Origin of the sequence: Nocardia miyunensis NBRC 108239 (genome assembly GCF_001613065.1) — a bacterium.
GTDB lineage: Bacteria > Actinomycetota > Actinomycetes > Mycobacteriales > Mycobacteriaceae > Nocardia > Nocardia miyunensis.
This window is the reverse complement of sequence record NZ_BDBQ01000089.1, coordinates 22,549-46,628: the sequence shown is the minus strand read 5'-3', so window position 1 is coordinate 46,628 and position 24,080 is coordinate 22,549. Positions and strand designations below refer to the sequence as shown.

At 68.1% G+C, this 24,080-nt stretch carries 28 protein-coding genes; 16 read left to right on the top strand and 12 right to left on the bottom strand.

Annotation, left to right across the window (positions count from 1 at the left end):
• The first annotated feature begins 123 nt into the window (after positions 1 to 123).
• The 7 genes from NM2_RS35525 (at position 124) to NM2_RS35495 (ending at position 6,792) form a co-directional block, all read left to right on the top strand.
• Positions 124 to 1,065 (top strand): polysaccharide deacetylase family protein, encoded by a 942-nt coding sequence (locus tag NM2_RS35525; protein ID WP_067678378.1) that lies wholly within the window; start codon positions 124 to 126, stop codon positions 1,063 to 1,065.
• Entirely contained in the window at positions 1,062 to 2,384 is a 1,323-nt protein-coding gene (locus NM2_RS35520) for an MFS transporter (RefSeq protein WP_169816296.1), read from the top strand. The genes NM2_RS35525 and NM2_RS35520 overlap by 4 nt, the downstream gene beginning before the upstream one ends.
• Positions 2,381 to 2,809: a GAF domain-containing protein gene (locus NM2_RS35515; protein ID WP_067678375.1), complete on the top strand. Its 429-nt coding sequence runs from the start codon at positions 2,381 to 2,383 to the stop codon at positions 2,807 to 2,809. The genes NM2_RS35520 and NM2_RS35515 overlap by 4 nt, the downstream gene beginning before the upstream one ends.
• A 14-nt stretch (positions 2,810 to 2,823) precedes the next feature.
• On the top strand, positions 2,824 to 4,266 hold the full coding sequence (locus NM2_RS35510; protein ID WP_067678373.1) for an NCS1 family nucleobase:cation symporter-1: 1,443 nt from the start codon (positions 2,824 to 2,826) through the stop codon (positions 4,264 to 4,266).
• On the top strand, positions 4,259 to 5,200 hold the full coding sequence (locus tag NM2_RS35505; RefSeq protein ID WP_067678370.1) for a polysaccharide deacetylase family protein: 942 nt from the start codon (positions 4,259 to 4,261) through the stop codon (positions 5,198 to 5,200). The genes NM2_RS35510 and NM2_RS35505 overlap by 8 nt, the downstream gene beginning before the upstream one ends.
• Before the next feature lie 301 nt (positions 5,201 to 5,501).
• Positions 5,502 to 6,332 (top strand): SDR family NAD(P)-dependent oxidoreductase, encoded by an 831-nt coding sequence (locus NM2_RS35500; RefSeq protein ID WP_067678365.1) that lies wholly within the window; start codon positions 5,502 to 5,504, stop codon positions 6,330 to 6,332.
• Positions 6,325 to 6,792: a nuclear transport factor 2 family protein gene (locus tag NM2_RS35495; RefSeq protein ID WP_067678360.1), complete on the top strand. Its 468-nt coding sequence runs from the start codon at positions 6,325 to 6,327 to the stop codon at positions 6,790 to 6,792. Before NM2_RS35500 ends, NM2_RS35495 begins: the two co-directional genes overlap by 8 nt.
• Positions 6,793 to 6,837: 45 nt before the next feature.
• Here the strand turns inward: NM2_RS35495 and NM2_RS35490 are convergent, their stop codons facing one another.
• The 3 genes from NM2_RS35490 to NM2_RS35480 all read right to left on the bottom strand — a co-directional run bounded on the left by NM2_RS35490 (position 6,838) and on the right by NM2_RS35480 (position 9,528).
• Complete coding sequence (locus NM2_RS35490; protein WP_084531903.1) at positions 6,838 to 7,710, bottom strand: TIGR03619 family F420-dependent LLM class oxidoreductase; 873 nt, start codon at positions 7,708 to 7,710, stop codon at positions 6,838 to 6,840.
• 232 nt (positions 7,711 to 7,942) lie between these two features.
• Positions 7,943 to 8,635 carry an SDR family NAD(P)-dependent oxidoreductase gene (locus NM2_RS35485; protein ID WP_245718363.1) on the bottom strand — a complete coding sequence of 231 codons (693 nt, stop codon included), beginning with the start codon at positions 8,633 to 8,635 and terminating at the stop codon, positions 7,943 to 7,945.
• The gene (locus NM2_RS35480; RefSeq protein ID WP_067678350.1) at positions 8,632 to 9,528 is read right to left on the bottom strand and encodes an NmrA family NAD(P)-binding protein; all 897 of its coding nucleotides are present in this window, start codon (positions 9,526 to 9,528) and stop codon (positions 8,632 to 8,634) included. Before NM2_RS35480 ends, NM2_RS35485 begins: the two co-directional genes overlap by 4 nt.
• 67 nt (positions 9,529 to 9,595) lie before the next feature.
• Between NM2_RS35480 and NM2_RS35475 the strand changes: the two genes are divergently transcribed.
• Positions 9,596 to 10,405 (top strand): LysR family transcriptional regulator, encoded by an 810-nt coding sequence (locus tag NM2_RS35475; protein WP_067678347.1) that lies wholly within the window; start codon positions 9,596 to 9,598, stop codon positions 10,403 to 10,405.
• An 86-nt stretch (positions 10,406 to 10,491) separates the two neighbouring features.
• On the opposite strand, the gene NM2_RS35470 is transcribed toward NM2_RS35475, so the two are convergent.
• Entirely contained in the window at positions 10,492 to 11,385 is an 894-nt protein-coding gene (locus NM2_RS35470) for a TIGR03621 family F420-dependent LLM class oxidoreductase (protein ID WP_245718362.1), read from the bottom strand.
• Between the two features lie 41 nt (positions 11,386 to 11,426).
• Positions 11,427 to 11,699 (bottom strand): hypothetical protein, encoded by a 273-nt coding sequence (locus NM2_RS52070; protein ID WP_067678340.1) that lies wholly within the window; start codon positions 11,697 to 11,699, stop codon positions 11,427 to 11,429.
• Positions 11,700 to 12,405: 706 nt separating this feature from the next.
• Between NM2_RS52070 and NM2_RS35460 the strand changes: the two genes are divergently transcribed.
• Positions 12,406 to 13,098: a type 1 glutamine amidotransferase domain-containing protein gene (locus NM2_RS35460; RefSeq protein WP_067678337.1), complete on the top strand. Its 693-nt coding sequence runs from the start codon at positions 12,406 to 12,408 to the stop codon at positions 13,096 to 13,098.
• 36 nt (positions 13,099 to 13,134) lie between these two features.
• On the opposite strand, the gene NM2_RS35455 is transcribed toward NM2_RS35460, so the two are convergent.
• The gene (locus NM2_RS35455) at positions 13,135 to 13,914 is read right to left on the bottom strand and encodes an AraC family transcriptional regulator (protein WP_218026051.1); all 780 of its coding nucleotides are present in this window, start codon (positions 13,912 to 13,914) and stop codon (positions 13,135 to 13,137) included.
• 54 nt (positions 13,915 to 13,968) lie between these two features.
• On the opposite strand from NM2_RS35455, the gene NM2_RS35450 reads away from it, so the two are divergent.
• Entirely contained in the window at positions 13,969 to 14,997 is a 1,029-nt protein-coding gene (locus NM2_RS35450; protein WP_084531892.1) for a zinc-binding dehydrogenase, read from the top strand.
• Here NM2_RS35450 and NM2_RS35445 read toward each other — a convergent pair.
• Positions 14,994 to 15,230 (bottom strand): MmyB family transcriptional regulator, encoded by a 237-nt coding sequence (locus NM2_RS35445; protein WP_067678329.1) that lies wholly within the window; start codon positions 15,228 to 15,230, stop codon positions 14,994 to 14,996. The genes NM2_RS35450 and NM2_RS35445 overlap by 4 nt on opposite strands.
• Before the next feature lie 188 nt (positions 15,231 to 15,418).
• On the opposite strand from NM2_RS35445, the gene NM2_RS35440 reads away from it, so the two are divergent.
• The 3 genes from NM2_RS35440 to NM2_RS35430 all read left to right on the top strand — a co-directional run bounded on the left by NM2_RS35440 (position 15,419) and on the right by NM2_RS35430 (position 17,663).
• Positions 15,419 to 15,733, top strand: coding sequence for an SDR family NAD(P)-dependent oxidoreductase (locus NM2_RS35440; RefSeq protein WP_174575721.1), 315 nt, complete (start codon positions 15,419 to 15,421; stop codon positions 15,731 to 15,733).
• 160 nt (positions 15,734 to 15,893) lie between these two features.
• Complete coding sequence (locus NM2_RS35435) at positions 15,894 to 16,181, top strand: hypothetical protein (RefSeq protein ID WP_067678323.1); 288 nt, start codon at positions 15,894 to 15,896, stop codon at positions 16,179 to 16,181.
• A 159-nt stretch (positions 16,182 to 16,340) separates the two neighbouring features.
• A complete protein-coding gene (locus NM2_RS35430; protein ID WP_157121527.1) occupies positions 16,341 to 17,663 on the top strand; it encodes a DUF1003 domain-containing protein in 1,323 nt (440 codons plus the stop codon).
• 10 nt (positions 17,664 to 17,673) lie between these two features.
• On the opposite strand, the gene NM2_RS35425 is transcribed toward NM2_RS35430, so the two are convergent.
• Entirely contained in the window at positions 17,674 to 18,651 is a 978-nt protein-coding gene (locus NM2_RS35425; RefSeq protein ID WP_067678316.1) for a helix-turn-helix transcriptional regulator, read from the bottom strand.
• A 61-nt stretch (positions 18,652 to 18,712) separates the two neighbouring features.
• Between NM2_RS35425 and NM2_RS35420 the strand changes: the two genes are divergently transcribed.
• Positions 18,713 to 19,288, top strand: coding sequence for a DinB family protein (locus NM2_RS35420; RefSeq protein ID WP_067678313.1), 576 nt, complete (start codon positions 18,713 to 18,715; stop codon positions 19,286 to 19,288).
• Positions 19,285 to 19,746 carry a VOC family protein gene (locus NM2_RS35415; RefSeq protein ID WP_067678310.1) on the top strand — a complete coding sequence of 154 codons (462 nt, stop codon included), beginning with the start codon at positions 19,285 to 19,287 and terminating at the stop codon, positions 19,744 to 19,746. Before NM2_RS35420 ends, NM2_RS35415 begins: the two co-directional genes overlap by 4 nt.
• 202 nt (positions 19,747 to 19,948) lie before the next feature.
• On the opposite strand, the gene NM2_RS35410 is transcribed toward NM2_RS35415, so the two are convergent.
• Entirely contained in the window at positions 19,949 to 20,839 is an 891-nt protein-coding gene (locus tag NM2_RS35410) for an SDR family NAD(P)-dependent oxidoreductase (RefSeq protein WP_245718361.1), read from the bottom strand.
• Positions 20,840 to 20,921: 82 nt separating this feature from the next.
• On the opposite strand from NM2_RS35410, the gene NM2_RS35405 reads away from it, so the two are divergent.
• On the top strand, positions 20,922 to 21,320 hold the full coding sequence (locus tag NM2_RS35405) for a winged helix-turn-helix transcriptional regulator (RefSeq protein ID WP_067678304.1): 399 nt from the start codon (positions 20,922 to 20,924) through the stop codon (positions 21,318 to 21,320).
• Positions 21,321 to 21,781: 461 nt separating this feature from the next.
• Here the strand turns inward: NM2_RS35405 and NM2_RS49620 are convergent, their stop codons facing one another.
• From NM2_RS49620 to NM2_RS35390, 3 genes are all read right to left on the bottom strand, one after another.
• Entirely contained in the window at positions 21,782 to 22,018 is a 237-nt protein-coding gene (locus NM2_RS49620; RefSeq protein WP_067678301.1) for a winged helix DNA-binding protein, read from the bottom strand.
• A gap of 311 nt (positions 22,019 to 22,329) precedes the next feature.
• On the bottom strand, positions 22,330 to 23,295 hold the full coding sequence (locus tag NM2_RS35395; RefSeq protein WP_067678299.1) for an ABC transporter substrate-binding protein: 966 nt from the start codon (positions 23,293 to 23,295) through the stop codon (positions 22,330 to 22,332).
• Positions 23,292 to 24,080 (bottom strand): ABC transporter ATP-binding protein, encoded by a 789-nt coding sequence (locus tag NM2_RS35390; RefSeq protein WP_067678297.1) that lies wholly within the window; start codon positions 24,078 to 24,080, stop codon positions 23,292 to 23,294. Before NM2_RS35390 ends, NM2_RS35395 begins: the two co-directional genes overlap by 4 nt.

Sequence of the window (24,080 nt, the reverse complement as noted above, 5' to 3'; positions counted from 1 at the left end):
CCGCCATGTTTCCGGCTTCGTATACCTGCCGAAGTATACGTTGCGATTCATTGACTTCGGCGATTCGCAATTCCCAGAATATCGGCATCGAATCACGCGGACCGATACCGGAGGAACAGTTTCATGAGTCCCGACTCAATCGCCCGATCCGGTCCCGGCCGCGATTTCATCGGTTATGGACGCCGCGGCGCGCCGGTGCGCTGGCCCGGCGACGCCCGGGTCGCGATATGCCTGATCGTCAATTACGAGTCCGGTGCGGAACGCTCGTACTGGGCCGGTGACGGCGGCAACGAACCGCCCCAGGAATTCGGCTATCCACCGCCGCCGATCCGCGATCTGGGCAACGAGTCGATCTTCGAGTACGGCAGCCGGACCGGCGTGTGGCGGTTGCAGCGCATCCTCGATCAATACCGGCTGCCGGCCACGTTCCACGGCTGTGCCCGCGCCTTCGAACTGGTTCCCGAGGTCGGCGCCTATATCGCCGAGGCCGGACACGAGGTGTGCGCGCACGGGTGGCGATGGGAGGAGGTCAGCCGGTTGCCGCGCGAGGTGGAGCGCGAGCACATCGCGCTGGCGGTGGCCTCGATCCACCGGACCTGCGGGCAGCGGCCGGTCGGCTGGTACAGCAAATGCCCACCGTCGCTGAGCACCCGCGAATTACTCGTCGAGGAAGGCGGATTCCGCTATGACAGTGATTCGTTCGCGGACGACGTTCCGTATTTCACCCGGGTCGGCGACAAGCGTCATCTGGTGATTCCGTACACCTTCGTCACCAACGATTCGCTGTTCCATCCCGGGCAGGCCTATTCGTCCCCGGCGGATTTCCTGGACAGTTGTCGACGCACCTTCGACATGCTGTGGGACGAGGGCGAGCGGCGACCACAGATGATGTCGGTCGGGCTGCATCCGCGCCTGGCCGGCCAACCGGGTCGAGCGCATGCCCTGCGTGCCTTCCTGGAGCACTGCCTGGACCGCGGCGAGGTCTGGTTCGCCCGCAAGGCCGATATCGCCCGCTGGTGCTACGACAACGTCGCGCAATTCGAACCAGCCGGGGAGACAGCGTGATTCGCACATCCGCACCGGCCGACGAGACGGTTTTCGCGCCGCTGACCCGACGCCGGGTGGCCTACACGACCGCGGTGGCATTCCTGGCCTGGACGCTGGCGGTCTACGACCAGATCACCTTCGGCAATCTGCTGCCGGTGATCGGTGACGACTTCTCGTGGTCGTCGAGCACGAGATCCTATGTGGCCACGGCGGTTTCGGCGGGATCGGTGCTGATCGCGCTCACCGTCGGGCCGGTGATCGACCGGCTCGGGCGACGCCCCGCACTGTTGATCACCACCTCAGGCGCGGCGATCAGCTCGGGCCTGGCCGCCGTGGCGATCGGGCCGATCAGCCTGGTGCTCACGCGTGCGCTGTCCGGCTTCGGCGCGGCCGAGCAGTCGGTCAACGCCGCGTATCTCAATGAGATCTACGGGTCCCGGCGCAAGGGTCTGATATACGCGATGGTGCAGGCGGGGTGGCCGGTCGGGGTGATGCTGTCCGCCGGCTTGGCGGCGGTGTTGGAGCCGGTCGTCGGCTGGCGCGGGGTGTTCGCGGTGGCGACGTTCCCGCTGTTGGTGATCCTGTTGCTGCGCACCGGATTACGCGAGTCACCGCATTTTCTGAAGGTGCGGCGGCTGCGTGAATTGCAGTCCGCCGGAGCGAGTTCCGAGGCACGGGCCCTGGCCCGGCGCTGGGGAATCGAACAGCCGGGCGCGGGCCGGGTCACCTATGCCGAACTGCTGCGCGGGCGGCTGTTGCGGCCGACGCTGGCGCTGTGCCTGGCGTTCTTCGTCAAGCTGATCGCCGACTCGCAGTTGACCGTGCTGGCGACGACGGTGCTGCGCGATGTCAAAGGCGTGTCGATCACCGGTGCGCTGTGGATGGTCGTCGCCGCGAATCTCGTTGCCGTCGCCGGATATCTGGCGCTCGGACATCTCGGCGACCGGATCGGACGTCGGGAGACGGTGATCCTCGCGCAGTGCGCCGCGGCCGTGTCCACCGCCTGGCTGATCTTCGCCGCGCACGGCACGGTGAGCGTGCTGATCGCCTACTCCGCCACGCTGTTCTTCGCTCAAGGTGCTGCCGCGCCGCTGTTCACCTATCTCGGCGAGGTGTTCCCGACCCGGGTGCGCGGCAGCGGCGCGGCCCTGGTCGGTGCGGTCGGACCGCTCGGCGGGATCGTCGGGCCGCTGCTGTACGGCGGCTTGCAGGACGCCGGATGGACCGCCACGGCCGCGGCCGGATCCGGGGTGGTTGCCTGCGCCCTCGCCGCTGTGCTGATGTTCGGTTCACCGCGGGTGCCTCCCGGGGCAGTGCTCGAGGCGGGTGTGCGATGACCCTCGATCACTCGGACCGATGCCGCCGGCTGCTCGCGGACGTCGCGGCCTCCCGGGTCACCGTCCGGCTCGTCGACGAGACCGGGTTTCCCGAGCTCGTCACCGAGGAATGCGCCGCGGACGTGCCCTCCATGCGCACCGCGACCCGGATCAATCCGGCGGACTTCCCCACCTACCGGTATCTGGTCGAGACCGGCGAGATGCTGATCCAGTCCGACACCAGAACCCATCCGATCCGCCCGCCGCAATCGCTCATCGACGAATTGCACGTCTACGCACAGATATTGGCGCCGATCAGGAAGAGCGGGGAGATCGTCGGCACCCTCTCGGTCCATTTCCAGGACCGGCCCCGGCGATTCTGCGCCGCCGACATCGCGGCCGTGCGCGGCTGCCGGGACCACATCGAAGCCACCCTCGCCGAGTAGATCCAGGAGTTCTCATGTCCACCTCACCACCGCCGAGTCCCCGGCTGCACAACCCGGATCTGGCGCCCGCGACCAACCGGGAGTGGAACGGGTACAGCGTGTTCGCACTGTGGATGTCGGTGCTGCACAACGTCGGCGCGTACACCTTCGCCATCGGTTTCTTCTTCCGCGGCCTGAACACCTGGACGGTGCTGGCCGCGATGGCGGTGGCCCTGGTCGTGGTCTACGTGCTGATGAATCTCAGTGGCACGATCGGCCAGCGCACCGGTGTGCCGTATCCGGTCGTGGCGCGCATCTCGTTCGGGGTCTTCGGGGCCAATCTGCCCGCGCTGATCCGCGGGGTTCTGGCCGTGTTCTGGTACGGAGTGCAGACCTATCTGGGCTCGGTGGCGGTCTCGGCGCTGGCGCTGCGGCTCGTGCCGGGCCTGTCGGCCTGGAACGCGCACCGGCTGCTGGGCCTGTCGGCGCTGGGCTGGTGCTGCTTCCTGGCGCTGTGGGTGCTGCAACTGCTGGTCGTGCGGCACGGCATGGAAGCCGTTCGCAGATACCAGAATTGGGCCGGACCGGCGGTGTATCTGGTGATGTTCGTGCTGTTGGCCTGGGTGCTGATCCGCACGGGCGGCGCACCGGGTGTCGAGGTCTCCCCCGATCGGGTGCACGGCGGGTCGGCGGTTCTGCAGTTCGCCTCGATCGTCGGGCTGATCGTGGCGTTCTTCGGCACCTTCCTGCTCAATATCAGCGATTTCACCCGATCGAGTCCGTCACCGCGGTCCATGCGCCGGGCGAATCTGTGGGGCCTGCCGGTGAACTTCCTGGTCTTCGCGGTGACGGTGGCGGTGGTCACCACCGGGAGCGCGAGGCTGTTCGGACATCCGGTGACCGATCCGATCGAACTGGTCCAGCGCATCGACAACACCCCTGTGCTGATCTTCGCCACGATCGTGTTCACCATCGCCACGATCGGTGTCAACGTCGCCGCCAACGTGGTCTCCCCGGCCTTCGACTTCTCCAATATCGCACCGCGGTACATCACCTTCGAGCGCGGCGGGATTATCGCGGCGATCGGCTCGATCCTGGTGTGCCCGTGGGCGTTGTACTCGAGCCCGGTGGTCGTCGACTATTTCATCGGCGGGCTCGGCGCGTTGCTCGGACCGCTGTTCGGGGTGATCGCCACCGATTTCCATCTCGTGCGCCGAGGGCGCGTCGAGGTCGACGCCCTGTATATCGAGGGCCGCGGCCCGTATTGGTATCGGCGCGGGGTGAATCCGCGGGCGATGATCTCGGCCGCGATCGGCGCGGTGATCGCGATACCCGTCGCACTGATCCCGGCATGGCATGCGGCAGCGCCGTTCTCGTGGGCGTTGGGCGCGGGCATCGCCGCGGCGGTGTATGTCGTACTGTCGCGTGGCGGCGTAGCCGATCCGATCGCCACCGGACGGGAGCCCGCGCATGCCTGAACCGAAGGATCCGGCCCCAGCCGCCGGGCCGCGGCGCGATTTCGTCGGCTACGGTCCGGTGCCGCCCCGCGTGGTGTGGCCCGGCGGCGCGCGGGTGGCGGTGAGCCTGGTGATCAACTACGAGGCCGGCGCCGAATACAGCTTCGCCGCGGGCGACGGCCGCCGGGAGGCGGTGGGCGAGTTCGGTGTGGCGATCAATCCGACGCGTCCGGGAATCCGCGATCTGTGCGTGGAATCGTCCTTCGAATACGAAAGCCGTTCCGGCACCTGGCGATTGGCCCGAATACTGGACGAATACGGACTTCCCGCCACCGTCAATTGCTGCGGGCGCGCGCTGACGGAGAATCCCGCACTGGGCGAATACATCCGCACGAGCGGACACGAACCGATGGCACACGGCTGGCGATGGGAGGAACCCTGGCGACTGTCCGAAGAGCAGGAGCGCGAGGATATCGCCCGCGCCGTCGCGACCATCGAAACACTCTGCGGGACAAGGCCGGTCGGCTGGCACTCGCGCTGCACCCCGTCGGTCCACACGCGCGAGCTGGTCGCCGCGGAGGGCGGATTCCTCTACGACTCGGACGCCTACAACGACGATCTGCCGTATTTCACCGACACCGCCGCGGGCTCGCATCTGGTCGTGCCGTACTCACTGACGTTCAACGACATGCGCTTCGCCTTCCCCGGATACGCCGACCCCACCTCCTTCACGCGCTACCTCACCATGGGCTTCGACGATCTGTGGGAGGAGGGTGCGACGCACCCCCGGATGATGACGATCGGCCTGCACGGCCGCTGGGCCGGAATGCCCGGCCGGGCCCGCGCGCTGCGCGAATTCCTCGACCACGCCCTGGCCCGCGGGGACGTCTGGTTCGCCCGGCGCGCCGATATCGCGCGATGGTGGCTGGCCCACCACACCGAGTTCGAACCCTGAGCCCGCCTCGAAGTTCGAGAGTTTACTCCTCGCTCGGATCCGCTGTCCGGCAGACCAATTCGTCGATCGACAGCTGTGCCACCGCCGAGCGGTCCGTAATGGTCGACAGTATGCCGAACGAGGCCGGATCCCATCACCGGCCGACGAGCTCGCCCGGTTCGGCGAGCACCCGCTGACGCGGCGCGTCCCGCACCGAGATCCTCGGTGCTCTGCCGAACCGATTCGCTGTGACCGGCTGCCCGGGTCCCGTTCACCGGAACGCAGGCGGTCCGAGAGGGTTCGCCGCGCGATACTGGCGCTCATGACCGATGACGCAGCTGTCCCACCCGATCCCGACCTGTCGAAATACGGTCCGTGGGCGGTGATCGCCGGTGGTTCGGAGGGCGTCGGAGCCGAATTCGCGCGGCGGCTCGCGCGGGGCGGCGTGAACGTGGTGCTGGTCGCGCGCAAGCCGGGGCCGCTGACGGAGGTCGCGCAGGCCTGCCGGGACCTCGGCGTCGAAGTACGCGTGCTCGCGGTCGATCTCACCGACGGCGGAGTCGAGGCGATCGTCGAGGCCACCGCGGATGTCGAGGTGGGCCTGCTGGTCTGCAATGCCGGGGCAAATACGCACGGCATGGAATTCCTGGACGGCGATCCGCGCGAGTTCCAGCGCGTGATCGATCTGAATCTCACCGCGACGCTGGCGCTGGTCCATCATTACGGACGTCTCATGCGCGACCGGCAGCGCGGCGGAATTCTGCTGGTCGGGTCGCTGTCGGAGTACGCGGGTTCGGTGCGGCACACCGTCTACGGCGGGGTCAAGGCCTTCGTGCGGATCTTCGGCGAGGGGTTGTGGCTGGAGTTGCGTGACCACGGCGTGGATGTGCTGACGCTGGTCCTGGGCGTGACTCGCACACCCGCCATGGCGCGCGCCGGGCTGAACTTCGACGCGCCGGGCATGGTCGTCTCCGAGCCCGCGGATGTCGCGCGAGAAGGGTTGGCGCATCTGGCACACGGCCCGGTACACGTGATCAGCGGGAACGAGAAGTCCGTCGCCTGGCGCACCGGCCCGGACCGCACGAAGGTCGTACTGACCACGCACAAGGCCATGACGGGTCTGCTGAACCGCGAGCAGTCGCACAATGGATGACGCACTGGCCCGCCTCGAACAACGCCTCCAGCGCGTCGAGGACGAACTCGCGGTGCTGCGCCTGCTGACCTCCTACGGACCGCTCGCCGACGCCGGAAGCACCGACGCCGCCGAACTCTGGTCCGAGGACGGCGAATACGACGTCGACGGCTGGCGCATGCGCGGCCGGGACGAGGTGCGCGACATGATCCGATCCGATGCGCATCAGCGGATCATCGGCACCGGCAGCGCGCACTTCTTCGGCCCGCCCAGTATCGATATCGACGGTGACGAGGCCGTCGCGGTCTGTCAATCGATCCTGGTGCGCCACAACGACGACGGGTGCTACATCTGGCGCGCCGGAGCGCACCGCATCCGGCTGCGGCGCACCGCCGAGGGCTGGCGCATCGCGCATCGCATCAGCCGCCCGCTGGACGGCAGCGAGGCCACCCGGCAGGTCCTCACCGGCCGGGACGACTGAGCCTGTTCGGCCGCGATATTGTGCCGCAAGGCATCTCATCGCGGCCTACGCGGGCTGGAAGCACTCCAGCCGGGACAGCGCCTCGAGCTGTTCGAGGTACTCGACCAGCGACCGGTGCCGCAGACGTGGCTGCACGATGGTGGCCCCCGCCGCGCCGAGTTCACCGATCACCTCTTCGGCCCGCGCGGGCGCGGTGATCGGATCGAGCTCCTCCGCCGTACTCACCACCACCTCGAACTCCGGTGCGGCAGGCTGATATTCGCGCAGTCTTTCGCGCAGCGCCGGGGCGGTGAGGGCGGCGGGGATCCAGCCGTCGCCGAGCCGGGTGGCCCGTCTCAGCGCGGCGTCGCTGACACCGCCCACCCAGATCGGCATGCGCTCCTGGATCGCGCACGGATCGACCACCAGATCGGCGAATCGGAAGTACTGTCCGTCGAATTCGGGCGTCCGGTGTCCGAGTGCGGCTCGCAATGCCGCGATCGACTCGTCCGCGCGCCGCCCCCGATCGGTGAACGACGCGCCCAGCAGATCGAATTCCTCGCGGGCCGTGCCGACTCCGACACCCAGCACCACTCGCCCGCCGCTGATGCGATCCAGGGTCCCGTACCGCTTCGCCAACGCGAGCGGATGATGGTATCCGAGCACGATCACGCTGGTACACAGCCGGATTCGCCGCGTCCGGGCCGCCACATACGACAGCGTGGCCAGCGGATCCCAATACCGTGTTCCGCGTTTGCCTTTCAGCATGGCCGACGCGGAATGCTCGGCGAGCGCGACGTGCTCACTACAGGTGAGGTGATCGAACCCCAGCCGATCACCGGCCTCGGCGACTCGCGCGATCTCCTCGATCCCGGCGTCGCGCTCCCACGCCGCCGAACGCCCCGGAATGTCCAGCACCACCGGGGTACTGATCCCCATCCTCACCGCCACACCGTCTCCCGCGCTCTGTTCACCCGCTCGGCGGACCGGCCGCCACATACGCGGACATCTCCGCAGGGCACACGCTACCGCCGCACGCCCGTCCACCAGCGGGTTCGTCCGGTCAGCGGGACGATCCAACGATCAGCGCCGGCAGGACGACGGTCGCCGCCCGCGCCTGCCGATGACTTGCCGACGATTGCCTTGCAGCACAGCCGTATTCACCGACTGCCTACCAGGCTACGGGTTCGTCCCGATAGTTCACGAATCGCAGTCCCCCTTCGCCCCTGTGACGTTCGAGCGTGTCGACCACACGCGGGATGGACTCGTCGATACTCAGCGGGGCATCCGGGCCGCCGAGTCCCGTGTGCACATGACCGGGACACATCAGCACCAGCGTGTGCGCGGCATCGGCGTAACGGGCGGCGTAACTGCGCATCAGCTGATTCAATGCCGACTTACTGGCACGGTAGACGTCCTGCCCGCCATTGACATTCAGCGCGATACTGCCCTGACGCGAGGACATGACCCCGATCGTCCCGGTCGGCGCGACCAGTGCGCGCAGGGATTCGACCGCGCGCATCGGACTCAGCGCGTTGGTGACCATCACCTCGACGAACATCTCCTCGGGCACCTCGCCGATCGGGATGTTTCCACGGGTCACAGCGGCATTGACGAACAACAGATCCAGAGTCCGATCGGACAGACGTTCGCCCAATGCCGAAACCTGCTGTGGTTCGGTGATATCCACCGTCTCGATCGTGACCCGTCCGGCCGATTTCTCGGCCAGTTCGTGTAGTCCGGTGCGCTGCTCGCCCCGGACCGTCCCGATGACGTGCCAACCGCGCCGCGCGTATTCGGCGGCCAATGCCCGTCCCAGACCGCGTGACGCTCCGACGATGAGCGCCGTCCCCGGCCCGCTCACGCCCGCACCGCCGGTGCCAGCACGTATTCGCACCATTCGCGGAAGGTGGTCGGGGTCGTATTCTCCGGAGTCCGGGGCACTCCCTCGTCGATGCCGTCGTTCACCGCGCGCATCATGTCCAGGTAGCCCCGCACGATCGGCTCCGGGAGCCCGTATCCGAGCAGCGAGTCCCGGAACTGGTCGAAGGTCTGCCGTTCGTACCGGATCGGACGGCCCAGTACCTCGGACATGATGTGCGCCATATCATTCGGCGACAGATCCGCCGTCCCGAGCACCGGGACCTCGCCCGTTCCGGTCCAGGAGCGGTCGAGCAGCAGGCGCGCGCCGACCGCGCCGATATCGCGGGTGGCGGCGGTGGGCAGCCGGTGGTCCGGAGCGAGGGTGTCGGTGAACACGCCCTGATCGCGGATCGAATTCACTTGGCGCAGAAGGTTGTCCATGAAGGTGGGGTTCGCCAGCGCGCGATACGCGACGCCGCTGCCCGCGATCAGGTCGTCCATGGCCAGCGAGGCGGTCACGTGTCCCGCGCGGCCCGCAGCGGCGGTGCCGCGCCCGAGCGCCGAGACCCCGACGACGTGTCCGACTCCGTGCGCCGCGAACGCCTCGACCGCGGGCCGGGTGAACCCGGAGTACATGGCCTCGAGGCTGGGCGCCCGCGGGTCCGACGGAACCACCCAGAACACCGCGTCCGCACCCGCGAAGGCACGGTCCAGCACCTCGCGGTCACCGTGCGATCCGGTGACGACCTCGACCCGATCGCGGATCCGCTCGGACAGCCCGCTCGGATCGCGCACGATGACGCGCACCTTTTCCCCGCTCGTATCCTGCTGGGCGACAACGATTTCCAGAACCCTACTGCCGATCTTGCCGGTGGGAGTGGTGATGACGATCATGCTTCGAGTCTGGTGATCCTCGCGCGAACGGTCCAATACCCTTACCGGAAATTGATACCCTGAGGGCATGGATTTCGATCTGCGCAAGCTCCGCTATTTCGTCGCGGTGGCCGAGCAGCGGCACTTCGGCCGGGCGGCCGAGCGGCTGTACATCGCCCAGCCGGTGCTCAGCCGCCAGATCAGGGCGTTCGAGCAGGAGCTGTCGTGCACACTGCTCGAGCGCACCACCCGCAGTGTCGCGCTGACACCCGCCGGTGAGCAGCTCTATCGGGAGGCACAGGGACTGCTCGCCGCGGTCGACGCCGCGGTGCGGCGGGTGCACGACGTCGACCGCGACGTGCAGCGGCTCGTGGTGGCCTTCTCCCCCGGACTCCATGTGTCCGAGGCGATTCGGGCGTTCAGCGCGCGTCATCCGGACGTCGAGACCGACCTGATCCCGGTGCGCTGGTGGGAGCCGGACATACCGCTGCGGGACGGCCGCGCGCAGGTCGGCTATCTGCGTCGCCCGTTCGACGATTCGGGAATGCGCACGATCCCCATCGGTCACGAATCCCGGGTCGCCTGTATGCCCGCGACGCACCCGCTCGCAGCCCGCGGCGAACTGACCCGCGCGGACCTCGACGGCGAGCACATGCTCGACGCCACAACGCGCCGCACCGCCTCGCTCGAGGAGAAGTTCGAACTCATCGCCGCCGGGCACGGCATCGCGATCGTCCCGCTGAGCGTCGCGCGCGCCTACTCCCGCGCCGATCTGGTGCACCTGCCGCTCACCGACATTCCGGCCATCGAGACCTGTCTGGTCGTCCCGGCGGACCGCCGGGAGAAGCCGGTACGCGAATTCCTCGACATCGCCGCCGCGACGCTCCGGGCGAGCTGACCGGCGACGAAACATCCACCACGACGGTCGGATTCGACGAGGCCGAACTCGTCCAGCCGCTCCCCAGCCGAGAGTGCGGTTGGGGCTCAGCGCAGCTCGGCGATCACCTCCGCGAGACCGGGCATGCGTGACTCCGAGACCGAATAGTGGGTGATGGAGTAGGCGTCGCGATAGTGCCGCAGGGTGTCGGCGATATCGCGGGCCGTACCGTGCAGAACGCCGGGCAGATAGCGGTACTGCTCCTCGGTCAGGTCCGGATTGAACCGGCGCACCATCACCAGATCGGACTTGTGACCGTCCACCTCGACCCCCTGCACGGTCAGGCCCAGTTCCAGATCGGCGAAACGATCTCCGGCGGCCTCGCGAACGAACTCCACGCGCCGGGCGAGCGCGGCCTCGCCGGCGGCGTCGGAATCGATGTCCGCGCCGACGCGCACCCCGGCCATGGCAACCGTATCGGCATACTCCGCGGCCACTCGGATCAAACGGTCACCGGACCCTGCCACCAATACCGGAATCGGGTGCGGCAGCGGCGGCTGATGATCGTTCGCGAACAGCTTCCGGATCTCGGTGAGGGTCTGGGCGAGGTTCTCGATCCGCTGCCGCCCGCCCGGGAAAGGCAGTCCGGCGACCTCGAATTCGGGCTTGGCGAAATCCGGTCCCGCACCGATTCCGAAATCGAACCGCCCGTCGGTGAGCAGACCCATACTCGCCACGTCACGGGCCAGCAGGGCGGGGCGGTAGAAGCCGGAGTTGAGCACCATCGTCCCGACGCGCACCCGGCTGGTCGCCTCGGCCATGGTGACCAGTGCGGGGAACGGGGAAACCATCCCCAGATGGTCGGCGACCTGGACCACGTCGAAGCCCAGATCCTCGGCCTTGCGGGCCCGGTCCCGCCACTCACTGCCCGAGCCGGTGGTGTTTATCCCGACCGCGAACCGAAAAGGACGCGGTGTCAGGTCATTTCGATTATCTTCCACATTCGCCCACCGTAGTCTCGGGCCGGGGCGAGGGCATCCGATTAGTTTCGACGCCACCGCCACCACCGCGAACCGCAGCGACCGTGCCCGATACGAACCGCGCTGATCGGCCGGGTGAGCGCACCCATCGCGGGCAGCGTTCCGTCGATCAGCCGACCCGCGGCAACCGCTACCGCCAGCGGCGTCACCACCGCGATCAGGCACACCGTCATCCGGCCCCAGGGCGGCGTCGCAGGCGCGGGCCGCACCACCTCCACCAGCCAGCCGGGCGCGAGATCCGCGACCGCGCGCCGCGAGCCCCGCTGCCTGCCCATACCTGCATCCTCGCCCTCGGAAACCGAAAACCGCACAGCATCGCAACGATAACCAACCGCCGCCCGCCTGTCCGGCGAGATCGACACTCACGGCAGCAATTGGACAGCGAAGCATTTCCACAGCGGCGCGCGCCGTAACGGCATCGCGCGCGAATTCCCACAGGGCGGTGGGTACGGCGAAGCGTCAGGACGCGACACTGCTGACCGACAGGCGTGGCGCGGCGATCAGCTCGGACTCCTCGAACATGTTGTGCTACAACATGTTTACGACGTGATCGATCTGATAAGCCGCTTCTCGCGCCGAATCTCACAGGCCGACGATGACGTATCCGTCAGTTCCGACCGCGAACGCACCCAGCGACAAGATCGCGGTCCGGGCCCGCCACCCCGCCGACGAGGCCGCCGAACGGCGCCCACCACGGCAGGAAGATAACGTTCGTTATCCTTCTGGTCAATCGCTGTCCGACTCCACCTCGAACGACCAAACCCGATCCGCGCCTTACATATTCGGCAGTCGCGTCTCGTCCACGTCCGGCACTCGCGCCGGACCGATTCACGCATCCCCATCGGCACTGCGATGGGCACCGTAGCCGGGCCTAGTGGTTCGTCACCGCGACGCGGCACTAGCGTGGTGTCGTCCGCACACCGACGTCCCGGACGCACTGTGTCGGCCGGTCGTCATCTCGGATCTACGAGAGGAGTTCCGTTGTCGAAAATCCTGTTCGTCATGACCGGCGCCGATCATTGGACGCTCGCAGACGGCACCAAGCATCCCACCGGCTACTGGGCCGAGGAGTTCGTCGCGCCGTATCGGGCGTTCACCGCGGCGGGACACGAGATCACCGTCGCCACGCCGGGGGCGGTCGAACCGGTCGTCGATCGCGGCAGCCTGACGCCGGAGGTCAATGGCGGGGACGAGGGCGCCGCAGAGGTCGCGGCCACTCTCGACGCCGCGACCGAGCTGAAACACCCGATCGATCTGGCCACCGCGCGACCGGCCGAGTACCACGCGGTCTACTACCCGGGCGGACACGGCCCGATGGAGGATCTCGCGGTGAACGCCGATTCCGCGCGGGTGCTCACCGAGACGCTCGCCTCGGGCAAACCCCTGGGCGTGGTGTGCCATGCCCCCGCGGCGCTGTTGGCCACCGAGGCCGCGGCGGGATCCCCGTTCGCCGGTTATCGCCTCACCGGATTCACCAATGCCGAGGAGAGCCAGGCCGGATTCGCCGACAGGGCCAAGTGGCTGCTACAGAACCGGCTGGTGGCTCTGGGCGCCGACTTCCGCGAGGGCGCGCCGTGGGCCCCGCACATCGAGGTGGACCGCAACCTGTACACCGGACAGAATCCGGCCTCCTCGCAGCCCCTCGCCGACGAAATACTCACTGCCCTGGGCTGATTCGACGCCGACGCCGCCGCATGGGCCGCTGCGTGGTCACTCGTCGGTCCCGCCTGCTCGGTAGCGGCCGGGGGTGGTGCCGACGACTCCGGTGAAGGCCGCGATGAAACCGCTGGGGTTGGCCCATCCGCAGGCGTGGGCCACGTGGGTGACGTCGTGGCCCTCGGCGAGCAGGACCAGCGCGTGATGGATGCGCACCTGCGTGCGCCACTCGTAGAAGGTCATGCCGAGCTCATCGCGGAACAGGCGGCTCAGCGTGCGAGCGCCGGCGCCCACCGTGCGGCCCAGTTCGGCCAATGATGTGTTGTCCGAAGGCATTTCGTACAGCAGTCGAGCGACGCCGCGCAGTCTGTCATCGACCGGTTCGGGCAGTTGCAGCGGTTGCTCGCGCGCCTCGCGCAGTTCGTCGACCAGGACCCGATCCAGGCGTGCGCGCGCCGCGCGGTCGTACTCGCGGCGACCGGTCAGACCCAGTACCACCCCGCGGGCCAGGCCCGAGGCGGTGAAGACGGCGGGACGCTCGGGCATGAGTCGTGCCAGGGATGGCGGCAGGAATACGATCCGCATGTCGGTATCCCCGTGGGCCCGGTGGCTGTGCGTGAATCCGGCTGGGGTCCAAGCGATTCGGTTGGCCGGAATGATCGATGTGCCACGCTCGGTACGCACCGACAGCACGCCCCGCGCCGCGTACACCAGATGTCCGCGCCGATGGGCGTGTACCGAACTCATCGCCCCCGTCGGCCACAGATGCGCGCCGCCGGACGGCCACAGCCGCGATGTAGCGCCCGGCCGGGCAGGTTGGCGGGCAATGGGCACAACCCGGCATTCTATCGGTGGTCGGCCACCTCGCCACGGCGCGACAGTGGCCATATGAGTGACAACCTTCCAGTGAGCACACCGGGACAGGCGAGCGGAACCACGATGCGGGCGGCGGTCTGCGTCGGGGCGGGTGGCCCGGACATGCTCGAGATCCACGACCTGCCGATTCCGAGCATCCGAGAGGGCTGGAGTCTGGTTCGGGTGCGGGGTGCGGGCCTGAACCGCTCCGAACTCAGAACTCGCCAGGGCCATTCCCCCGGCGTGAGGTTCCCGCGCGTACTCGGTATCGAATGCGTGGGCAGCGTGGCGGCCTCGGCCGATCCGGCACTGCCCGAGGGGACGACCGTCGCCGCGGTGATGGGTGAGATGGGACGCGAATTCGACGGCGGCTACGCACAATACGCGCTGCTGCCCGACGCGCTGCTGATGCCGGTCACCACCACACTGCCCTGGGACGTACTGGCCGCCCTGCCCGAGACGTACCTCACCGCACAGGGCGCACTCGACGCGGCGGGGCTCGCGCCGGACGCCGGGGGCCGGTTGCTGATCCGCGGCGGAACCTCCTCGGTGGGCATGGCCGCGATATCGATCGCCGCCGCCCATGGCGTCGAGATCGCCGCCACGACCCGGCGACGGGACAGGATCGACGCACTCGTAGCGGCGGGCGTCGCACACGCGCTCATCCACGACGGTGCATCGCTCGCCGACGATGTGCGCGCGGTGTGGCCCGAGGGCCCCGATCACGTGCTGGATCTGGTGGGTGCCGCCACCGCGGTGGACTCGCTGAGACTGGCCCGCCGCGGCGGAACGGTGTGCGTGGCGGGCTCGCTGAGCGGCTGGACACTCCCCGACTTCGAACCGATCGCGATGATCCCGTCCGGGACCAGGCTGACCGCCTTCCACAGCGACAACCTTCGAGGCCGAGCGGGCAGAGACGTTCTGCAACGGATCATCCAGCAGGTGGAAGCCGGGGTCTACCGCCCCGCCCTCGACCGTGTCGTGAACCTCGACGAGATCGCCGAGGCCCACCGATACATGGAGAACAACGCGGCCATCGGCAAGATCGTCGTGCTGCCCTAACCGGACGTGGGCGAATCGGCGGTATCCGGGTTCACCTCGGCATCGTGAACGGGGACGGCCAGGGAGGCCAGCAGGGCGAGACGTTCGGCGTTGGGGCTGCCGGGCTCCGCGTGAGAGATCACCAGAAGCTGGCGGTCGGCGTCGGGAACGGCCACCTTCTCGTGACGCAGTTCCAGCGGACCCACCTGCGCGAGCGGATTCGCGGCCAGCACGTCGAACAGGCGCCCCTGCACGGCGGAGTTTCCGTCCGGTTCTCACTGGCCATCAGACCACGGTACGTGCGCGCGGATTCGACTTCCGCCCGTACGACCCGTATCTCACGTACGGGCAGTCCAAGACCGCCAATATCCTGTTCGCCGTCGCCGCGGCCGCACGCTGGACCCAGGATGGCGTCGCGGTCAACGCCGTCGCTCCCGGTTCGGTGCCGACCAATCTGACCCGGCATCTGGGCAGGCCCGCCGACGTCACCCTCGCGGACGACCTGCGCAAGACCGTCGAGCAGGGCGCGGCGACCTCGATCCTGCTGGCCGTTTCACCACTGGTGGGCGGCGTCAGCGGGCGATACTTCGCCGATTGCACCGAGGCCGTGCCGCTCAGGAGACGGCCCGCCATGACCCCGGTCACCGCGGAGTTCATGAACGGCGTCGCCCCCTACGCCCTCGATCCGGCGGCCGCGGAACGGCTGTGGGAGGAGTCACTGCGCATGATAGATCTCGTCTCGGTGGACGGGCACTGACCTTTCCCTGCCGAACCACTCACCCCTCATGCCCCAACGCTGCCTCTACCAGCGTTGCAGGGCAACGACGTTCGATCCGTTGGCAATCAATCCCGCTCTGCCACTAAGATTCTCACGACAGTTACCGGGCAAGCTTCACGATTGCGAAAAGAGCCTCGTCATGATTCTCGTGGCCCTTCACCTTCACGACGCCGTTCTCGCGCAGGTCGGCAACCCCACACCCGAGACTCCGCCCGTGGCGGACAAACTGATGAAGCTCGTGCGGTACTTCACCTGGTTCGTCATCATGTCCGGGATCCTCGCAATCGTCTATGCCGGAGGCCATTTCGCCTGGGAGAAGTGGACCGGCGGCGGCTCGCAGTCACCGAAGATGGTGGCGGGAGCCATGATCGGCGGCCTCGTCGCGACCAGCGCGGGAACGATCATGAACGCCGTCATCGGGACGTGAGCGGCGTTCCGGCCGCCGCGCTCCCGATGTCGGGGGCGCCCACCGCTACATCGAGATCAGCGCCTTTCTGATCTCCCCCACCGTCCGGACCCCTCCCGATGCGCCGATATACCGTTGTGGCATAGCCGATCCGGTTTCGCATCCGAGGAGACTGAACTGTTGAACAGCGCTAGCCACCCGTCCGACCAGCAGCGATCTCCGGTGTTGATGGCCGACGAGCGGATCGGCGTGAACGACGCGGTGGCGGCCGCGGTGACGCGGTCGGTGGGCTCGATGCCCACGCTGTATCTGGTGCTGGTGGCGTTCACCGTCTATGCGGCGCTGGCGACCTGGTGGCCGCCGCTGCATCGGGCCGATCCGTATCCGTTCCAGTTCCTGCTGTTCCTGAACAATGTCGCGCAGCTGGTGTTGTGCCTGGTCATCCTGGTGGGCCAGCGGGTCCTGAGCGCCGCGGCGGACCGTCGCTCGGTGCAGACCTACGAGAACACCGAGATGGTGTTCCGGCAGGTCGCGGATCTGCAGGCGCATCTGGACCGGCAGGATCGGGAGTTGAGCCGCGGTCTGAGCCTGCTCGAGTCCAGTCCGCATCCGTGGATCGAACAGCATCGGGTGCAGGATCCGCCGCAGGCCGCCGATCAGGCGGTCACGCTCAACGACCGGATCGCGGCATGGCTGACCACCCGGTTGGGCAGCGTGTGGGCGTTCTATCTGGCGGCAGGAACACAGGTCGTGTGGATCGTGCTGGCACAGAGCGGGATTCAGCGGTTCGATCGTTATCCGTTCCTGTTCATGACATTTCTGTCCTCTCTGGCTCAGCTGATATTCATGATCGTGATCATGGTCGGCCAGGATGTGCTGGGCCGCACCGGAGATCGGCGTTCCGAGCAGACCTTCCTCGACGCCCAGGCGATCCTGCACGAATGCCGCCGGATGAAGCAGCGGTTCATCGCGCAGGACCGGGTCATCGACAGTCTCGCCGGATATGTCACCGGCCAGGTCACCGAGCAGCTGGCACGGGCGATGCACGATACGAGCGAGCGCGTGGCGCATCAGGCTCGGGTGCACGAGGCCATGACCACCGGCCGGATCCCGGCCGAGGCCGATGTGCTGCGACCGTGGATGGATCTGCCCGATCGCAAACGCGAGGCGAGCCGGTTGCAGGCTCGGCGCATCGGGGAGAACCTGGCCGCGATCGGCTGTTTCATGGTGCCCACCTTCGACCGCGAGCTGGCGGCGCAGTTCGACGACGCCGAGGTGCGCAGGCTGGCCGAACTCGAATACGGCCACTGGATGCGGGACCGCATCGCCGCGCGCTTCACGAATCTGTCCGAACGGCACGACCTGGACGATGCGTTGCCGCTGCCCTGGGACGAATTGCCCGAAGCCGCACAGATTCAGCATCTGCGCGCCGCCCGGCGTATTCCGATCATGGTGGAGCAGGCCGGTTTTCAGGTGTTGCGCGCCGGTCCCGGCCCGGGATGACCTGTGCGGATCAGGTTTCCGTGCGCGCACCGGCCGCGGCGAGCCGATCCGCGAGGATGCGGCAGCGTTGCGCGAGTTCGGGCGGGTCGAGCACGGTGAACTCGTGCCCGAGCAGCAGGACGTGGACCAGGACCAGATCCAGATCGTCTGCACCGCTGAGGATTTCGCAGTTCCCGTCCGCCCGCGGGCGCACGACAGCGGCCTGGGCGGGAACCTGCGCGCGCACCGCGTCGGCCGGTGCGCGCACCAGCAGGTGCGCCCGGCGCGGATACGCCCGCACCGCGACGCCCTCCTGCACGTACGACGCCGCGGCGGGCATCTCGCGTGGCCGGAATCGCCACGTCCGCGCGGCGACCTCGGTCATCCGATCCACTCGGAAGCTGCGCCAATCATCCCGGTCCAGGTCGTAGGCGAGCAGATACCAGCGGCGGTCGGAGGCGACCAGCCGATAGGGTTCGACCCGCCGCCGGTCCGGCGCGGTCGAGGAGGGGTAACCGAATCCGGCCTCCACCTCGTCACGGCACGCGCGGGCCAGCGTCATCAGCACTCGCGGATCGACCGGCGCGCGGCCCCCGCCGAAGGATTCCACCGCACCGGCCAGCGCGGCCACCTCGTGCCGCAGCCGTACCGGCAGCACCTGGTCGAGCTTGCTCAGCGCCCGCAGTCCGGCGTCACCATCGCCGGTGACCGCGCCGCGCGCACCGACCAGCAGCGACACCGCGGTCGCGATGGCCTCCTCGTCGTCGAGCAGCAGCGGCGGCACGTCCGGCCCCGGGCCCAGGCGATAGCCGCCGCCGATACCGTTCTCGGAATGGACCGTATAGCCCAGCGCGCGCAGTCGTTCGACATCGCGCCGCACCGTGCGGGAGGTCACCCCGAGCCGGTCGGCCAATTCCGGTCCGGTCCAGATCTGGCGTTGCTGCAGCAGGCCGAGCAGGATCAGCACCCGTTCGGTGGTACCGCGCCCGTCGCCGTCGACCGTGTCCATATCTCCAGACTGCCAGAATTCGCGGACCGATTCTGTCCGCAGGTCGTGTCATGGTGTGCGCATGAGCACAGACGAACTCGACTGGAACCGTGCGCTGCGTGAGCAGTGCGAGTATCACTGGCACCACCAAGTGCGACCGCGCCTGGCCGGGCTGACCGATGCGGAGTACTTCTGGTCGCCGGTGCCCGACGCGTGGAATGTTCATCCGCGCGGCGCCTCATCCGCCGCCATTCAGGGCGGCTCGGGAGATTTCACCATCGATTTCGCCTTCCCGGAGCCGGATCCCGTGCCCTTCACCACGATCGCGTGGCGACTGGGACACGTCATCGTCGGCGTGCTGGCCATCCGCAACGCGGCGCATTTCGGTTCGCCCGCAACCGATTACCACGCATGGGAGTACGCCGGCGACGCGACCACCGCACTCGAGCAGCTCGATACGCAACTCGATGTCTGGCTGACCGGACTGCGCGGCCTCGGCGAGGACGGCCTGCGTGTCCCGGTCGGCGAGAAGGAGCCCTTCCCGGACGCGCCGATGGCCGATCTGGTGCTGCACATCCACCGCGAGCTGATCCACCACATGGCCGAGGTCTGCCTGCTGCGCGACCTGTATCTGCACACGAAGGGCGCGACCCGATGAGCCGCGAGATCCAGATCACCGTCGACGCCCGCGACCCCCGCGCACTGTCCACGTTCTGGCGCGAGGCCCTGGGCTACATCCATCCCGGCCCGCCCGGAGTCGCCCTCCCCGCCGGTGCCGATCCGCTCGCCGCCTGGGACGAATTCCTCGCCGGTCTGGGCATTCCCGAGGACCAGCGCAACACCAGATCCGCCCTCGAGGACCCCGACGGGCGCGGCCCCCGCGTGTTCTTCCAGCAGGTCCCCGAGGACAAGATCACCAAGAACCGCCTGCACCTGGACCTGCGCGCCGCCCCCGGCCGCCACGGCCCCGACCGCATGACAGCCCTGGAAGCCGAATGCGACCGCCTCGTCGCACTCGGCGCCACCCGCCTGCGACGCCACGACCCCGCTCCCCCGATGTCCGCGGGCCACATCGTCATGGCCGACCCGGAGGGCAACGAGTTCTGCCTCGACTGAAAACCCTCGGGACTCGTTGCACTGCAACATATCCCGAGCACTGATCGGGCGGTGGGGGCTGCTGCAGGATCGGGTGACAGTTGTTAGGCAGCGTGTGGGCTGCTGGGGTCATGATGGTTTCGAATTCGATCGGGGTCAACCGGCCGAGGCGGGCTTGTCTGCGTCGGCGGTGGTAGGTGCGCACGCATCAAGCGGCCGGCTGTCATCCCGGCTCGTGTTCGCGCTCGATGAACGCGAGGAGGGTTCGAGTGGCTTCCGAGAGGCGTTCGGCGTTGGCCGGATCCAGCGTTTCGATGGTGAGCGGGACGGGTTTGTCGCGGTCGATCGCGGTCAGGGGTGCGGCTGGTGGGGTGTCGATGAACTCGTGGATCGACGCGATGGATTCGGCGATAGGGCGCGCGGACAGGCGTGCCGCTGCGCGGATCGAGGCGCGCATCGCTGCCGGGAGCGGGCTGAGGTCTCCGCTCTTGGTGAAACCGGGGTGGTAGAGGACGTAGCGAATCGGGTTGTGGGGCTGGGCGGCGAAGGCGACGCCGAGCAGATCATTGGCGCGGCCGGCCTGGAGTTGCGCGGTCACCATGCCGTAGCCGTGTTCGAGTTGCAGGTCGTCCCAATGGATCTGGCCCTTGGTCATTCCGACGCCGGCGACGTTGACGATCACCCCTGATTGGCTGCGTCCCAGTTGCGGGGATAGCCCGTGGCTAAGGAGGTAGCGGCTGAGGTAGTACAGGGTGAAGGTCTGCTCCAGCCCTTCCCCCGTGACGGTTCGTTTCGGCGCCTGCCGGTTCGCGAACAGTGTGAGCGCGTCGATCCTCTCGTGACGGGCGGCGATGTCTCGGATCGCTGCCCGGGCCCGGGCCACGCTGGACAGGTCGACCTGGATGAGGTCGATCCGGTCGGTGGCGCCGATCTTGCCGGCATCCGCGAGTAGCCGTTGCCCCTTGGCAGGGCTGCTGCCCAGGACGATCACCGTGTCGCCGCGTTCGAGCCGCGCGAGCGCAAGGGCGCGGCCCATGCCGTCCGTCCCGCCGCTGACGACGATGACCCGCGGCCGGGCAGGATGAGATGTCGGGTGGGGTATCGATTCGGGCACAGCGGAGTCCTTTGGGGTAGTTACCATGAGTACGCACGTCCATCATTGGTAACCACCGCTGCGGGCGGAAGGAGGCAGTTTCGTGTCCGCTACGCACACGCCTGTTCCCTCGATGGTGAGCACGCCCTTGCCGCACCCGGTGCCGGCCGAGGAGTACGAGCAATGCCCGGTGACCGACGTGTTGCGCCGCGTCGGTGACAAGTGGTCGGTCCTGGTGATCGTCCTGCTCGGCAAGCGCCCCTACCGGTTCAACGAGCTCCAACGCGGCATCGAGACCATCAGTCAACGGATGCTGACCCGCACGCTGCGAGGCCTGGAAGCCGATGGACTGGTTCACCGCGAGGTGTTCCCGACCGTCCCTCCGAGCGTCGAGTACAGCCTCACCCCGCTCGGCGAGACCCTGCTCGTCCCGCTGTCCGCCCTCGCCGACTGGGTCGTGGAACACCGAGCCGAGATCTCGGCGACTCGCCTCTCGCACTGAGACGTTCATGTCTGGCTGAGCAGCAACCTCGGCCGCCAGTCCCCACCCCGACACAGCCTCGCATCAACAACCTTCTGGCCAGCAACAGCTAGCCGATGAGCGAGCGAGCGCGTCCTGGGAGCGGCAGCCGGTCCGATGCCGGCGTTCTCGAATGAATCGCCGGCATCGGACCGGTGTCATGCGGAATGTTCGCCAAATATGGCATTCGGGGTTTTTGCGCCCCGAATCCGAGGAGTGCGGACACGCGCACCAGCACCACCGGGAGTTCGGCCTTGCGGAAGGCCTGGCGAGCTCGGCGCTGCGGGAGATTATTTCGGCACTGGAGTGCGGAAGGGCCTGTCCTGCGGTGATACCGCGCTGCAGGTCGATGACGACCAACGCGGTGCGCGGATCGAGGCCGGTGGCGGGCATGGGTGTCCTCTCGGTGTGATACTCCCGTGCGGGCGATATCGGGTTCGGTATCAGGGTTCGAGCAGCCGCTGGAGCAGCGGGATCGCGGTGAGCAGCGTGTCCTGGTCCGCGCGGGTGAGCTTGGCGGCCATCGCCTGGGCCAGCCAGTCCTCCTTGGCGCTGCGGGCCGCGGTGAGCTGTTGTCCGGCAGCGGGAGTGATCGACAGCAGTACCTGCCGTTGATCGGTGGGATGCGGACTGCGTGTGACCATGCCGCGCTCTTCGAGTCCGGCCAGCGTGATTCGCATCGACTGCGGCGGATGTTCTCCGCGCGTGCCAGTGCGGCTACCGTCGCGGGGCCATCGGTGAGCAGGCGGCTCAGCACCACGCCCTACCCGGACAAGACGAACTGAGCCCCGATACCACGAAACCCCGGCCGCTTGGTCGGGGGTTTTCTGTGCGTCCTGCCTGCTGAATCCGCGCGCGGGGCACGAGACCGAGCTGCGGCTGCTGCCCACCCGGCGGATGCGGCGCATCGCCCCGGCATACAGTCGCTGGGACAGGCGGGCGAACCTGCCGAACGAGCGGCGGGTTCGCCCCGGACACGTTGTCGCCGTTGCTATCCGGCTCGCGGCAGGAAGTCGCGGTCGAGGAAGGTCGCGTAGTCGGGAAGAGTTACCGAGCGGTCGACCGCTCCTTGCGACTTGGCCCAGTTCCCTTGGGCGGTAAGGGTTGTGGGGAGGTTGGCGGGGAATTGGATGGTGTAGTCGAATTCCGGGAGAATCCGGCCGACCAGATCGGCGGGTAGTTGGGTGGCGGCGGCGACGGCCGAGATCGCCGGGGCGGCGCGGGCGGTGAGCTGGGCGCTCGCGTCGTTCAGGGCGGCGAAGAACGCCGACAGCGCGGCGGACTTGCCGGATACAGCCGTATCGGTGGCCAGGTAGAGGCTGTGCTGGTCGTAGGTTCCGCCGGCGAGTTCGACCGCGTCACCGCCGAGAGCCTGCTCGACCTGAGCCTGATAGGGCTGGAAGATGGCGATCGCGTCGACGTTGCGCTGCGTCGAGGCGGTGACGGCCGCCGGTGGCGCGACCTGAACGAGTTTCGCCCCGATATTCCCGTGCGACAACGCGTTCGAGGCGAAGTAGGCCGCGCTGGTGCCCAACGGGGTGCCGATCGATTTCCCGGACAGATCGTCCAGGGAGCTGATTCCGGCGCTGCGCCGGGCGACGATCCGCGAACCCTGCCACCGCGAGCCGTCCCCGACGATCCGCAGCGACGGTGTACGGGTCAGCGCCGCGGCCGCGGGCACATCGGCGGCCGTGGCGATGTCGACCTGATGCGCGGCCAGCGCCTGCAGCGCCTCCACACCGGTGGCGAAGTCGACGACCTTCACCTTCACTCCGCGCTTGGTGAAATATCCGCTCTGCTCGGCCACGGGTATCTGCGCCCACGAAGGGTCCACCACGAACCCGACCGTGAGCGTCTTCGGGTCGGAATCACCGGAGCCGGTGCAGGCGACCAGGGATCCGAGCAGGGCCAGGAGTGCGGCGACCACGGTGATCGGCCGGAGGGTACGCGATGTCATGTTCTTGCTTTCGTTGCGGGAGAGATCTTCTCGGGATCGCGCTCGATCCCGAGTTCGTGATGCAGCGTGCGGCGCAGTTCGCTGTATCCGGGTTGGTCGGCGAGGGTGTCCGCGGGCCGGGGGCGATCGAGCGGATTGGTGATGCGGTTCGTGATGCGCCCGCCGTGCAGCACGCTGATCGTGTCGGACAACCGGATCGCCTCGTCCACATCATGGGTGACGAAGACGACCGTGCGCCGCAGCCTGGTCCACAGATCGAGGAGCAGGTCCTGCATATTGAGCCGGGTCAGGGCGTCCAGCGCGGCGAACGGCTCGTCCATCAGCATGATGTCGGGCTCACCGGCGAGCATCCGGGCCAGGCCCACCCGCTGGCGCATGCCGCCGGAGAGTTGATTGGGCCGTCTCCCGGCGATCTCACCGGGCAGCCCCACCAGGTCGAGCAGCTCCTCGATGCGTCCGCACCGCTGCCCGGCGGCGAATCCCCTTGCGCGCAGAGCGAATTCGATATTGCCCGCGACGCTCATCCACGGGAACAACACGTCGCGCTGGAAGGCGACGCCCCGGCGCGGATCGGGATCCCGCACGGGTTCCCCGTCGTCGGTGACCGTCCCCGAGGTGGGTGCGATGAGTCCGGCGAGGCAGTGCAGCAGCGTCGATTTCCCGCTCCCGGATGCGCCGACCAGAACGGCGAACGCACCGTCGGGCACGGCCAGATCGATGCCCCGCAGGGTGGGATGCGGATTACCCGGGAAGTGAACCACCAGATCCCTTGTCGCGATGGCCAT

Bases quoted from the DNA above. Each gene is read 5' to 3' on its own strand.
- NM2_RS35525 (WP_067678378.1), top strand. From the start codon at position 124: ATGAGTCCCGACTCAATCGCCCGATCCGGTCCCGGCCGCGATTTCATC.
- NM2_RS35515 (WP_067678375.1), top strand. From the start codon at position 2,381: ATGACCCTCGATCACTCGGACCGATGCCGCCGGCTGCTCGCGGACGTC.
- NM2_RS35510 (WP_067678373.1), top strand. From the start codon at position 2,824: ATGTCCACCTCACCACCGCCGAGTCCCCGGCTGCACAACCCGGATCTG.
- NM2_RS35505 (WP_067678370.1), top strand. From the start codon at position 4,259: ATGCCTGAACCGAAGGATCCGGCCCCAGCCGCCGGGCCGCGGCGCGAT.
- NM2_RS35500 (WP_067678365.1), top strand. From the start codon at position 5,502: ATGACCGATGACGCAGCTGTCCCACCCGATCCCGACCTGTCGAAATAC.
- NM2_RS35495 (WP_067678360.1), top strand. From the start codon at position 6,325: ATGGATGACGCACTGGCCCGCCTCGAACAACGCCTCCAGCGCGTCGAG.
- NM2_RS35490 (WP_084531903.1), bottom strand. From the start codon at position 7,710: ATGGGGATCAGTACCCCGGTGGTGCTGGACATTCCGGGGCGTTCGGCG.
- NM2_RS35480 (WP_067678350.1), bottom strand. From the start codon at position 9,528: ATGATCGTCATCACCACTCCCACCGGCAAGATCGGCAGTAGGGTTCTG.
- NM2_RS35475 (WP_067678347.1), top strand. From the start codon at position 9,596: ATGGATTTCGATCTGCGCAAGCTCCGCTATTTCGTCGCGGTGGCCGAG.
- NM2_RS52070 (WP_067678340.1), bottom strand. From the start codon at position 11,699: ATGGGCAGGCAGCGGGGCTCGCGGCGCGCGGTCGCGGATCTCGCGCCC.
- NM2_RS35450 (WP_084531892.1), top strand. From the start codon at position 13,969: ATGAGTGACAACCTTCCAGTGAGCACACCGGGACAGGCGAGCGGAACC.
- NM2_RS35435 (WP_067678323.1), top strand. From the start codon at position 15,894: ATGATTCTCGTGGCCCTTCACCTTCACGACGCCGTTCTCGCGCAGGTC.
- NM2_RS35425 (WP_067678316.1), bottom strand. From the start codon at position 18,651: ATGGACACGGTCGACGGCGACGGGCGCGGTACCACCGAACGGGTGCTG.
- NM2_RS35420 (WP_067678313.1), top strand. From the start codon at position 18,713: ATGAGCACAGACGAACTCGACTGGAACCGTGCGCTGCGTGAGCAGTGC.
- NM2_RS35415 (WP_067678310.1), top strand. From the start codon at position 19,285: ATGAGCCGCGAGATCCAGATCACCGTCGACGCCCGCGACCCCCGCGCA.
- NM2_RS49620 (WP_067678301.1), bottom strand. From the start codon at position 22,018: ATGCGAATCACGCTGGCCGGACTCGAAGAGCGCGGCATGGTCACACGC.
- NM2_RS35395 (WP_067678299.1), bottom strand. From the start codon at position 23,295: ATGACATCGCGTACCCTCCGGCCGATCACCGTGGTCGCCGCACTCCTG.
- NM2_RS35390 (WP_067678297.1), bottom strand. From the start codon at position 24,080: ATGGCCATCGCGACAAGGGATCTGGTGGTTCACTTCCCGGGTAATCCG.